Genomic DNA, 12,202 nt, shown 5'->3' on the forward strand with positions numbered 1-12,202 from the left:
CACCAGTCCCCAGTCCCCAGTCACCAGTCCCCAGTCCCTAATCACCATTCACTAACATCTTTACATTATGCCAACTTACAAAGGAATTTCCAGCGAAGCCTTCAGACATCCACTAGATCGCCAAGCCGAGGAAGCTTTACGCAGTTTACCGGGCTTTGATTTAATCGCTCGTAAATTTGTGGAATTTGTCTATGAACGTCCGCAATTAATTTATTTAATGGGCAATAATATCCAAGTTGGACCACGCCAATATTCCACTATTTACCAGATGTTTCGCGAATGTGTACGGGATTTGGATATTTACCCAGAACCAGCACTATTTATTTCACAAAACCCCCAAGCCAACAGCTACGCACTAGGGCAAGAAAATCCTTACATAGTAGTTAACACTGGTATACTCGACTTACTCAATGAAGCCGAAATTAGGACAGTATTAGCCCATGAACTGGGGCATATTAAATGTGGTCATACTATTTTAATTCAAATGGCGATGTGGGCAATGAGCGCCGCTTCTACCATTGGCGAATTAACCTTTGGTTTGGGAAATTTAGTCACTCAAGCTTTAATTTTTGCCTTTTTTGAATGGCGACGTAAAGCCGAATTATCCGCAGATCGCGCCGCATTATTAGTCATGGATGACCTCAATACAGTCATCTCAACCATGATGAAAATATCAGGCGGTAGTAATAAATATGCCCATGAATGTAGTTTACAAGAATTTGTTCAGCAGTCAGAAAAATATCAAACACTAGATGATAATAGACTCAATCAAGTATATAAATTTCTCATGTATAATGGCGCTCAAGGAATGATGATGAGTCATCCTTTTCCTGTAGATAGAGTGCATTATTTACGCACTTGGGCAGTATCAGAAGAATATCAGCAAATCAAGCAAGGTAACTATCAAACAACCCCATCAGAAGGTGCAGTAAATGTTAAAGTTGAAACACCTGAAGATGAAGCAGAAACATTAAGAAAACAAATTGAAGAATTACAAAAAGAAATTGACAAAATGAGAAAGTGAGGTAATGGGTAATGGGTAATGGGTAATGGGTAATTGGTGATTGGTAATAAAATTTTGGATTTTGGATTTTGGATTTTGGATTTTGGATTTTGGATTTTGGATTTTGGATTTTGGATTTTGGATTGTATTTCATGAACTCCAATCTAATAGGATGTTTGAAAAGTTTTTAATGTATAAATAAACCCCTCTCCAAACCTCTCCCCGACGCGGGGAGAGGCTTTGAAACCCCCATTCCCTTGCAGGGAAGGGGGGAAGGGGGGTTAGGTTTCTAGAGATTATCGGTTTCATCTAATACTTTTCAAACAACCTCTAAAATCTAAAATCTAAAATCTAAAATCTTGTCCCAGTCCCCAGTCCCCAGTCACTAACTTTCTGGTTCGCAGTCAGGAACACCTTCTCTAAATACCCGACTAGCGAGAATATCAACCGCTTCAATGGTAATTAAATCTTGTTTATTTAATTTTTTGCCACTACTCAATAAACGATTAGCTTGACGCAAACGCGCCCTGTCTATAGCATTTCTCACACTACGAGCATTAGCAAAATGGGGCATATTCTTCCGTCTAATTAAATATTCACGGAAAGCTGTTTCTGCTTCTGAACTAAAACAATAGTTCTGATTTTTGACTATAGATTGAGCGATAATCATCAAATTATCAACACTATAATCATTAAACTCAATGTGTAACCCAATCCGGGAATTCATTCCTGGATTACTATGAAAAAAATGCTCCATTTGAGTTTTATAACCAGCAAGAATGACAACTAAATCATCTCGCTGATTTTCCATTACCTGCATCAAAATTTCAATGGCTTCTAAACCGAAATCTCCGGGATGATCAGGACGATATAAAGTATAAGCTTCATCAATTAACAAAACACCACCCATTGCATTATTTAACACTTCTCTGGTTTTGGGTGCGGTTTGTCCAATACCTTGGCCAACTAAATCATCTCTCGTGACTAAAATTACGCTTTCTTTGCGGATGTATTCTAAACGATAGAGAATTTCCGCCATCCGCATAGCTACAGTAGTTTTACCCATGCCTGGATTGCCTAAAAAGGTCATGTGTAAACTAGGCGCACCGGCATCTAAACCCAGACTTTTACGGATACGGTCAACCAACAACAAGGCCGCCATTTCTTTAATCTTGGTTTTGACGGAATTTAAACCGACTAATTCCTGATCTAATTTATCAAGAATGTCTTGTACTTGAGATTCCCGGAAAGCAGTCTCTAAATCAATTTCTCTTTCTTCAGTAAGGTTATTGTTGATTGCGGTTTTTTCTAATACCTGTTCACTCATGACTATCACCTCTGATCATGACTTTTGATAATGACTTTGATGATAGCGTCAAGTTGGGAAATATAAAAGAATGTAATTCTAATACCTCTTATATATATTTCTTTATTATCAATTTCTGAATTTAGTCATAGAGAAAAAATATAGGTAATTGGTAAAATTTCACCGGGTTTTCAATCTCTGTCCCTAAACGTAGGAAAATTGTGAGAGTATGACTTATTCTCCAGTCTTAAATTTGATTTAGGTTGTTCTCAACATGAATATTCAATTGACAAAACGGTTATTAGCGTTAGTGCTTGTTGTTTTTTTAGCTTTGTTATTACCAGAAATTACTATAGCTTCTGCTGATAGTTCATCTAGTTCATCTATTTCTCCTCAAGTCATTTTCACTGCATTTAGCGAAAATACTAAAGATACTATTACTGTTTCCGAAAATGATTTAACTCCCCAGGAACGTCAAAAACTGCAAGCTGTCCGTCAAAGACGCAACAAGGAAATTCTGGTAGTTTTAGATGTTGAACAACAGAAACAACTTGCCTATCATTTACATCATGGTAGTAACCTTAACGAAGCAATAGAAGCGGTTAATTTAAGCTCAGAGCAAAGGGATTTAATTAATGCAATTATGGATTTTACTAATTTGAAATTGCAGGGAATTTTTTCCCATCATGCTTTACTTGACCGTCGTCAATAAGTTTATAGCAATTCCCTTGAATTTAGTAAAGTAAAATATTTAGATACCCCTTATTCAGCAGTCCTCCGACTTCTTTTATTTCAGGACTTACGCAAAAAATAACGAAAGTAGAACACCGATTGATTAATCGTAAGGGCGAAGCATTCGGACAGGTCTAATGGTTTCAGCGATAGGTTATCACCCGAATGCTTCGCCCCTACAAGGTAAAGGGTTTTAGCTATTTTGACTTGTACTGAGCGACTTGTACTGAGCGACTTGTACTGAGCGCAGTCGAAGTAAGTCGAAGTAAGCCGAAGTGCTTTCAAAAAGTGCAAGCTTTTATGAGGTGGCAACTGAAAAACCTTGCACTTAATTCCTACTTAAAGAAAAAATAGTTCCTATCCAACTCTTGAAACTGTCACCGTGGCGTAGCATCTGTCACTGGTCCTTCACAGATAACTTTTTCAGCAAACCCTAACTAACCAGTAACTTCAGCCATTTCAATCACACGGCCTTCATAGTCCTTCACCAAAAAATTCAAAGGTTTTTGATTGCGAATTTTAAACTTCAAACCCCGCACTTCCACCCGCATTAAAATCAACTCCAAACAATCACGGTCAAAACAAACATGACGCTCTTGATTTTTAGTTCCTAAACTCGCACCAGTAATAATGTGCAGTTGAGTATTTTTCTTTAATTGATACCATAGTCCATCACTGCCATTAGTCATGGTTTTATTAGACCAACTGGGACTAGAAGACATATAAAGCGGATCAATCCCGGTTGCACCAATAGTTTGTTCGTAGTTGTAGTAATAGTGCAAAGGTACTTCCGCAGCGGGCAAATCTAGCAAACCTTCATAGAGTTGTCGGGCAATTTCCAAATCTGAAACCATCACAGTATAAACTTTTGGGGCGCTGGTAAGAAACATCCACATTGCACCAGCATAAGCCGCCAACAGCATAATCATAATGCCTTGGGTAGAGAAAAGGCTATCCAAAGGCAAGGAAGGTAAGAAAGAAGCTAAAGTCAAGGAACTATGCAAGATAGGTATCAAATTAGCTGCTATAACCATGAATAAATGAAGATTGTATAAAGGAGCGGCTTTTAGTATCGTCAATAAAGACTAGCATATAGCCATTTTTTTAGTTTATCTCAGGAATAGGCGACTGGGGACTGGGACAAGATTTTAGATTTTAGATTTTAGATTTTAGATTGGAGTTCATGAAATACAATCCAAAATCCAAAATCCAAAATCCAAAATCCAAAATCCAAAATCCAAAATTTTATTACCAATCACCAATCACCAATTACCCATGACTGTTTACTAACCTTGACTATGTATATTTTAACAACCATTTACTAAAACGCTTGTGCAAATACCATCCTTTCCTGAAGCTAACCATCCGCTGGTGAAGTCGCTGTTTCATCACAGTGATCAAGAACTGCTGACTTTGTTGAGGCGCTATCCTGATCATGGCAAATACTTTACTGCTATTTTTTGCCGTTATAGCCCTATAGTCTATACTTTGATTCAACATTCGGCGCGATCGCCTGTCCAGGCAGATTATCTATTTGCGCTGACTTGGCGACATATATATTATGAACTCGGTGGACTATATTTAACTAACCCAGAAACAGGGGAAGAAGTATTAACTCTGCAAAACTGGTTAATCAACATTACAGCTTTTTGTATTAATGAAATGAAACTACCACCAACGGAGGCTATTCATTATTCACTTAAAGACACGTCACCCCCGTTATGGTGTTATATAGAACAGGCATTAGATCAAGTACCGCCATTATTGCGCTTGATTGTCTTAATGGCGCAAACTTTCCATTGGAGTGAAACTCGCATTTCTGCTTACTTACAAGCTGAAGGTGAAAAAATTTCTCCTCAACAAGTAGCCAATTTGCTTCAAGAAGGTTATCGTATGCTAGAAGACAAATTACCAGCTGATATTCACGCTATTTACTTAGATGAAGATACTGCTTAAAGCTGAAGATGCTATCCGTCGTCGCTTGGGTATAGCTCGTGATCATCAGGATTTTCACAATCAGATTTTTGCACTTAATAATCATTGATAATTTATCGCCCGAATGCTGATGCTTCCAGCACGCTTCGCGAATGCCCGTACAGGAGTCAGGATAAAAATGACTAATAACTAATAACTAATAACTAATTCAAAAACACTGATCCATTTGATTCAATTCTCATTACACTTCTATCCTGGTTGACATCAGTTGTTTCTTTTAATGTCACTTCTAAAATTCCTGTTTCTTCACCAGGTTTAGGTGTCACCATCAAAAGTCCTCCATCTTGTCTTTGAAATGTCACTGTGACAGGTGTATTCAAACCGCGAAGGGTGACATCTGATTTACCTGCTAATGTACGTGGTTCTGTATCACCAATTACTTGATAAGTTATATCTGTCCTTGTATTATTAATTAATTGGATATTTGCTTTACCATTTGCTAAATCAATTCTGGTGCTGGGTTCTTGTCTTTGTTCTGGTGCAGGTGGTTGTAACACCCTACCGGAAATGGGAGGAGTTGGTTGTTGTTGCGTATCACTTCCCGGTATATACCCCCGCTGGTAAAGATTATAAGGCGGTTCATTAAAAATAGTAGGATTGGGATTAAGTGGTGATGGTGCTTCACCTCCAACACCTAAACCTCTTTGGTAAGGTAATGGGATAACAGGAATTGGTATTATCCCTAGTTGCATGAGTCTGAGAGTTAAAGCATTAGGGGGACATCCTGCGGGAACTAATACCCTATAATTATGTGGTTCTTCGTAGAAAATACCCGGACAAGGATTCACTTTAGAAGTCGGTTTTGGTGACATTTGTTGTGCCATTCCAACTTGAGGAATAACTGATAAACCAATCAGTAAACTACCACAAACAGTCCCAACTAATTGAGTATTTTTGGCAAAATTCATTCCTCTTACTCCTGTAATTTGATTTGAGATTTTGGATTTTGGATTTTGGATTTTAGATTGTAGATTTTAGATTGTAGATTTTAGATTGTAGATTTATATCCCCTCTTCCCTCTACCACTTTCACCAATTACCAATTACCAATTACCCATCACCAATTACCCATCACCAATTACCCATCACCAATTACCTAATTAACCTTCTTCCCAAAGTTGGCGAATTTTATCAGGCAACCAGATGGAAATTTCTTGAATTATTTCTGGTGATAATTCGTCTTTTGTGGCAGAAAATACAGCTTTAATTACTTGTTCTACTTCTACATTTGGTGGCATTCCACCTTCATTTGCAATTCTAAATAAAAAGCGATCGCTATCAATTCCTTTAAACATTCCTATCGGTTGTAAAGGTGGACGTATGCGGCTTAAAAATGCCACAATTGGATTTGTATCATGCCATAAATCAGCAATTTCTAATTGCAGGGATTTATCTTTAGTTATTTCTGCTGGTTCATGCAGTTCTACTTCTACTCTGTCAGCAGTTTCAGTATTCATTAAATCCCGCATTACCCGAAATACAACTTCTGTTAAATCTCTTGCATCAAAAATATCTGTCACCCCACTTTTAACCATCACCTTTTCTAAAAAAGGTAGATTTTTATCAGCAATAGCAACTGCTGGTTTTCCATTTGATACTTTTGGTTTATTATCTTCTAATTTCTCTAATAGTTTCTGACCTTTTTCCGTCATTTCTGCTTTTTTGAAAGTAATCAAATGTGGTAATGGTCCATCCGGTGCGCCCAGAGTATTAGCAATTCGCAAATCAAATTCCTGGGGATGAATTAAATCAGGAACATCTTCTTGAGTTGCGTAAGCATTACCTGTAAACTCAGCATTGATATAATGCTTTTGATTTAAATAATCTAAATGTCCTAAAAAGTCAGCAATTGTGATTCTATGTCCAGGAAAATCATCTTGATTAAAATGTATTTCGTGCATTCCCTGACCAGTTGCGTTGATTTTTTTGAGTAAATTGTAAGTGACATCTTCTCTGATATAAATTGGCATTTAATCCTCCTATATTCTATATAGAACCAATTTTTAATCAATATTAATAGACATTCCAATCTATCAATGAAATCAAAATTCAAAATTTAATTAGTGATGTGTACGGATTTTTGTTCAAAATTCAAATATTATTCCTATAGATATAGCGTTTCCCAGTCTCATGAGGTACACTCTAATTTATTTACTGTTCTCAATTCTCAATTCTCAATTCCCAATTCCCAATTCCCAATTCCCTAACATAAAAAACTTTGTACCTCACTAGCTTGGTAAATGCTATTCTCATATTAAATTATGCAACTAGCTTTCTTCATCTATCACAAGAAACAAATGTTGCATAAATAAGTAACTCAACCGTAAAAAATGTCATACCTAATATCCAGATCCCCGACTTCTACCGACTCTTGAGGGCAACCACAGGGGGTTTGCCCCTACTGAATTATATTTAATACTCCAGAGAGATGGGTAAAGTGACAATAAAAGTAGTACCTTTACCAACAACACTTTCCACTTGAATTTGTCCTTGATGATGTTCCACAATAGCTTGAGCGATCGCTAAACCCAAACCTGAACCAGTGCTATTTTCCCTTATTTCCCGACTTTGATGAGAACGCGCTGGATCTACACGATAAAATCTATCAAACAATCGTGGTAAAGACTCACTAGGAATACCAATTCCCGTATCACTGATTTTAATTTGTAAACAAGTAAAACCATAACGCATTCCCGCAACTCGCCCTAACTCCACCTGTACCTTTCCTTGAGTTGGAGTATATTGCAAAGCATTACCAATTAAATTTGTAAATAACCTTACCAGTTCATCCCAGTTACCCATCACAGTAAACCAATTTTCCTGTAATTCTGGGTCAATTTCCCCTGGCGGATCAACTAAATTCAAAGTTAGATAAATTTCCTTGTCTGTAGCTAAAAGTTGTTGTTCTTCCACCACTTCTATTAACAAAGCATCCACAGGACAAGGTGAAAATAAAACTGCACCAATACCACTATCTTGTCGTGCAAGAAATAATAAATCATTCACCAACCTACCCAAACGCTGAGTTAATCTTTCTACTAATTTTAACTGTTGACGATAATGAGAAATACTACTAGATTCTAAGTCTAAATCAGCCAACGCCACTTGTACATTAGTTTGAATTAAAGCGATCGGACTTCTGAGTTCATGGGAAGCATCAGCTGTAAATTGTTTTAACCGTTGGTAAGACTCCCCCACAGGTTCCATCGCTTTACCAGACAAAAACCAACCACTAGCAGCTACCGAAAGCACCATCAACCCAGTACCCAAACCCAAATCAAAAATTAACTGACGACTGGGTTTAGTCACTTCAAACCAAGGATGACTCACACGCAGATAACCTAAAACCTGTCTTCCCACCTCTACCCGATGGGTAACTTGTCGCAATAACAGTTCTGAGTCTCCCCATCCCCCCATCCCCACTAGACGCACAGTTTCACCGGTATTGCTATGAATAGGAATATTTAAAGCTTCGGAAAAAGTTGACCACCGTAATTCACCAGTGGGACTAAACCATTCTAGGTCAATATGATCATCTTCCGCTGTATCAGCATTATTCCGAAAACTCGCTTCTACATTGACACGGAGTTCATCAGGTTGTACATTAACGGGTTCAATGACTAAAGAACGCTCTACCACTTCCACCACATGATTTAGGGTATCATCAATTCTTTCTATCAGAGTGCTGCGGACATATAAATATACCCCAGTGGCAAACAAGAGTAGTAAGATAGCAGTAACAGCAGTGTACCAAAGAGCAAGACGGCGACGAGTAGCTTGAAACATTACACTAGGGAATAGGGAATAGGGAATAGGGAATAGAACAGTTTGTTTTCGTCCAACTTACAACTTCTATATTTCCCCATTTTTAAATATCTCTTAACCAAAAATTAATATATTAGTTAGATTAATTAACTACTACATCTAAATATTAACTCTTACCTCTTACCTCGTGCCTTCTGCGTGACATCTACTAGCCCGTAATCAATTATGCCAAAATCTAAAAAGACTGCCCCTAGCATTAACCTGAATGATTCAAAATACTATATCAACCGCGAATTAAGCTGGTTAGAGTTTAATAGTAGAGTATTACACGAGGCTTGTGATCAGCGCACCCCACTACTGGAACGGTTGAAATTTTTGGCTATTTTTAGTTCTAACTTAGATGAGTTCTTTATGGTGCGAGTTGCAGCATTAAAGCAACAGGTAGACGCTAAAGTAAACTCCTTAACTCCTGATGGACGGACACCCGAACAACAACTAGATGAAATTAGGTTGCACCTGAACCCGTTGGTAAAAAAACAGAACGAACAATTTGAACAAGTTTTACAACCGCTGTTAGCCAATCATGGTATTCATATTCTGAAATATATAGAAATGAATGAAAAACAGCGAAATTATTTAGATAACTACTTTAAAGAACAAATCTTTCCCGTACTGACTCCTTTAGCGGTTGATCCTAGTCATCCTTTTCCCTACATTTCTAATCTCAGCTTAAATTTAGCTGTGGTGGTGAAAAACCCAGAAACAGAAGAAGAATTTTTTGCCAGAGTTAAAGTTCCTAATGTTTTACCGCGATTTATACCTTTACCATCAGAGTTAGGAATTGACAACAACGGAAAAACCGCTAACTGGATCGGTGTACCATTGGAACAGGCGATCGCCCACAATCTAGAATACCTGTTTCCAGGGATGAATATTCAGGAATATCACCCCTTCCGCATTACACGGGATGCTGATCTAGAACTCGAAGAAGACGAAGCCGATGATTTATTATTAGCTATTGAACAAGAATTGCGTAAACGTCGTATGGGGGGAACACCAGTTAGGCTAGAAATTCAATCCCAAACACCAGAAGTTTTACGTTCTCGGTTATTGCAAGATTTGGAATTAAGCGAAAATGACATTTATGCCGTAGATGGTTTATTAGGACTGCGAGACTTAATGTATTTTATGGCTTTACCATTGCCAGAACTGAAAGATCCCCCACGTCAGTCCGTTGTTCCTTCCCGCTTGCAACGCCTCAGAGAACCCAGTATAGACCCAGATGTATTAGACGTAGAAGAAGGAAAAGATTTTTTTGCGGTAATTCGGGAAAAAGACTTACTGGTACATCATCCCTATCAATCATTTTCCGGCACAGTGGAGCGTTTTATTACCCACGCTGCCTGGGACCCTCAAGTATTAGCTATCAAAATGACGCTTTACCGGACTTCCGGGGATTCACCTATTGTTAATGCTTTAATTGCCGCCGCAGAAAATGGTAAACAAGTTTCTGTATTAGTAGAATTAAAAGCCCGGTTTGATGAGGAAAATAATATTTACTGGGCTAGACGTTTAGAAAGAGTTGGTGTTCACGTTGTTTATGGTTTAGTCGGTCTAAAAACCCATAGCAAAATTGTCATGGTAGTGCGCCGAGAAAAAGCTCGGATGCGTCGTTATGTACATATTGGGACAGGAAATTACAACCCAAAAACAGCACGACTATATACAGATTTGGGATTGTTGAGTTGTCGGGAAGAATTGGGCGCTGATTTAACAGATGTGTTTAACTTCTTAACAGGATATTCTCGCCAAAAAACCTATCGAGAAATATTAGTTGCACCTGTGAATATGCGCGATCGCTTTCTCGAACTAATTAACCGAGAAATGGAAAATGTCCAAAATGGATTTTCCGGGCGCATTGTTGCTAAAATGAATTCCCTCGTCGATCCGGAAATTATTACTGCCCTATACAATGCTTCCCGTGCTGGCGTACAAATTGATTTGATAGTCCGGGGTATATGTTGCTTGCGTCCAGGACTCAAAGACATCAGTGAAAATATTCGCATTATCAGCATTATCGGTCGCTTTTTAGAACACTCCCGCATTTTTTACTTCTACAACAATAATCAAGAAGAAATATATATCGGCAGTGCTGACTGGATGCGTCGTAATTTAGATCGTCGAGTCGAAGTTATCACACCTATTAGAGATCCAGAAATTGCTAAAGATTTGCAAGAAATTCTGGGAATTATGTTAGCAGATAATCGTCAAGCTTGGGATTTACAAGCTGATGGTACTTATATCCAAAGACGACCCTATGATGATTCTCAAGAAGCTAATTCTCAAAAAATTCTCATGTCTATGGCTTTACGTTCTACACACACCACATAAACAGGGACTGGGGACTGGGGAAGACAATTTTAGATTTTAGATTTTAGATTTTAGATTTTAGATGGGAGATACAGCAGTTTCGAGGTTGATGAGGTACAGTAACCGATTGAACTTCAAGTTTTAAAACTATCCTCCAAAATTGGTATACCTCATTTACTCCAAAATTGCTGTAACAAAAACAATCCAAAATCCAAAATCCAAAATCCAAAATCCAAAATCCAAAATTAATAACTCCCGACTCCTACCGCAAAACTTAATCATTTCTTTATACACAAACACCCGTTATTCATCCGTAGGATAGAGTTAAGACAGGCACTTACTCCCATACACTATAGATACTCTTGTATATAATTTTCAGTTTCCGGGAATGGTAATGTTGTCCTGTGAGTCTTTTTCCTTGCGCGTTCTATTGGTTGATGATCATGAACTAACTCGTTTAACCCTACAGTTCGCTTTTTCTGCTCAAGAGAATATGCAAGTTGTAGGTTTAGCTAGTAATGGTCAAGAAGCTATAGAAATGGTCAAACGTTCCCACCCTGACGTAATTGTGCTAGATTTACATATGCCAGTTATGGATGGTTGGCGTGCTTCCGGTTATATTAAATCTATATCTCCAAATACTCAAATCCTGGCTTATTCATCAATAGATGATGCACACTTGCAACAAACAAAGGCAATGCCCAGTTTTGATGAAGTTTGCAAAAAAGATGTACCCACAACAGAACTCATCGCTTTGGTTAGACAACTAGGCCAGCGTGCTATCAACAATTCAGTGATGGGTTAGTGAAGATTTTTTTAGGAAAATCAAGATTGTCGGCTGTACCGGAAAATTACGGTTGCCGACGTATATTTTGATTTTGCTTATTTTAGATTAATTAGGGTTTGCTGAATAAACCTAAAACCTTGATATATCAAAGGTTAGAGGCTGATAAACAGGAAAAAAGTGCAAGGGTTTTGAAGGGTATACCGGAAAAAGTGTGCATTTTTTGGGATTTCAAGAGATGGCAAAGA

Annotated in this window: 10 protein-coding genes; 5 read left to right on the top strand and 5 right to left on the bottom strand. The window is 37.9% G+C overall.

Annotation, left to right across the window (positions count from 1 at the left end; all coding sequences use genetic code 11):
* Nucleotides 1-67 precede the first annotated feature (67 nt).
* Nucleotides 68-1,024, top strand: a complete 957-nt coding sequence (locus PN497_RS14035; RefSeq protein ID WP_096570210.1) for a M48 family metallopeptidase — start codon at nt 68-70, stop codon at nt 1,022-1,024.
* Nucleotides 1,025-1,388: 364 nt separating this feature from the next.
* On the opposite strand, the gene PN497_RS14040 is transcribed toward PN497_RS14035, so the two are convergent.
* Nucleotides 1,389-2,330 (bottom strand): AAA family ATPase, encoded by a 942-nt coding sequence (locus tag PN497_RS14040; protein WP_096570212.1) that lies wholly within the window; start codon nt 2,328-2,330, stop codon nt 1,389-1,391.
* 253 nt (nt 2,331-2,583) lie between these two features.
* On the opposite strand from PN497_RS14040, the gene PN497_RS14045 reads away from it, so the two are divergent.
* Nucleotides 2,584-3,021, top strand: a complete 438-nt coding sequence (locus tag PN497_RS14045) for a hypothetical protein (protein WP_096570213.1) — start codon at nt 2,584-2,586, stop codon at nt 3,019-3,021.
* A gap of 457 nt (nt 3,022-3,478) precedes the next feature.
* Here the strand turns inward: PN497_RS14045 and PN497_RS14050 are convergent, their stop codons facing one another.
* Complete coding sequence (locus PN497_RS14050) at nt 3,479-4,075, bottom strand: glyoxalase-like domain protein (RefSeq protein ID WP_096570215.1); 597 nt, start codon at nt 4,073-4,075, stop codon at nt 3,479-3,481.
* Between the two features lie 298 nt (nt 4,076-4,373).
* Here PN497_RS14050 and PN497_RS14055 point away from each other — a divergent pair, with 298 nt between their 5' ends.
* Nucleotides 4,374-4,997 (top strand): RNA polymerase subunit sigma-70, encoded by a 624-nt coding sequence (locus tag PN497_RS14055; protein WP_096570217.1) that lies wholly within the window; start codon nt 4,374-4,376, stop codon nt 4,995-4,997.
* A 182-nt stretch (nt 4,998-5,179) separates the two neighbouring features.
* Here PN497_RS14055 and PN497_RS14060 read toward each other — a convergent pair whose 3' ends face one another.
* The 3 genes from PN497_RS14060 to PN497_RS14070 all read right to left on the bottom strand — a co-directional run bounded on the left by PN497_RS14060 (nt 5,180) and on the right by PN497_RS14070 (nt 8,821).
* Nucleotides 5,180-5,944, bottom strand: coding sequence for a hypothetical protein (locus PN497_RS14060; protein WP_096570219.1), 765 nt, complete (start codon nt 5,942-5,944; stop codon nt 5,180-5,182).
* 191 nt (nt 5,945-6,135) lie between these two features.
* Nucleotides 6,136-6,606 carry a DUF2267 domain-containing protein gene (locus tag PN497_RS25780; RefSeq protein ID WP_307722546.1) on the bottom strand — a complete coding sequence of 157 codons (471 nt, stop codon included), beginning with the start codon at nt 6,604-6,606 and terminating at the stop codon, nt 6,136-6,138.
* 841 nt (nt 6,607-7,447) lie between these two features.
* Nucleotides 7,448-8,821: a sensor histidine kinase gene (locus PN497_RS14070; RefSeq protein WP_096570223.1), complete on the bottom strand. Its 1,374-nt coding sequence runs from the start codon at nt 8,819-8,821 to the stop codon at nt 7,448-7,450.
* A 204-nt stretch (nt 8,822-9,025) separates the two neighbouring features.
* Here PN497_RS14070 and ppk1 point away from each other — a divergent pair, with 204 nt between their 5' ends.
* Complete coding sequence (gene ppk1 / locus PN497_RS14075) at nt 9,026-11,191, top strand: polyphosphate kinase 1 (protein ID WP_096570225.1); 2,166 nt, start codon at nt 9,026-9,028, stop codon at nt 11,189-11,191.
* 373 nt (nt 11,192-11,564) lie between these two features.
* Nucleotides 11,565-11,975, top strand: coding sequence for a response regulator (locus tag PN497_RS14080; protein ID WP_096572760.1), 411 nt, complete (start codon nt 11,565-11,567; stop codon nt 11,973-11,975).
* The last annotated feature ends 227 nt before the right edge of the window (nt 11,976-12,202 follow it).

Origin of the sequence: Sphaerospermopsis kisseleviana CS-549, from assembly GCF_028329225.1 — a bacterium.
In the GTDB taxonomy this organism is placed as follows: domain Bacteria; phylum Cyanobacteriota; class Cyanobacteriia; order Cyanobacteriales; family Nostocaceae; genus Sphaerospermopsis; species Sphaerospermopsis kisseleviana.

Coding starts and splice junctions, on each gene's coding strand:
- PN497_RS14080 (WP_096572760.1), top strand. CDS start 11,565: ATGTTGTCCTGTGAGTCTTTTTCCTTGCGCGTTCTATTGGTTGATGAT.
- PN497_RS14040 (WP_096570212.1), bottom strand. CDS start 2,330: ATGAGTGAACAGGTATTAGAAAAAACCGCAATCAACAATAACCTTACT.
- PN497_RS14045 (WP_096570213.1), top strand. CDS start 2,584: ATGAATATTCAATTGACAAAACGGTTATTAGCGTTAGTGCTTGTTGTT.
- PN497_RS14070 (WP_096570223.1), bottom strand. CDS start 8,821: ATGTTTCAAGCTACTCGTCGCCGTCTTGCTCTTTGGTACACTGCTGTT.
- ppk1 (WP_096570225.1), top strand. CDS start 9,026: ATGCCAAAATCTAAAAAGACTGCCCCTAGCATTAACCTGAATGATTCA.
- PN497_RS14060 (WP_096570219.1), bottom strand. CDS start 5,944: ATGAATTTTGCCAAAAATACTCAATTAGTTGGGACTGTTTGTGGTAGT.
- PN497_RS14035 (WP_096570210.1), top strand. CDS start 68: ATGCCAACTTACAAAGGAATTTCCAGCGAAGCCTTCAGACATCCACTA.
- PN497_RS14050 (WP_096570215.1), bottom strand. CDS start 4,075: ATGGTTATAGCAGCTAATTTGATACCTATCTTGCATAGTTCCTTGACT.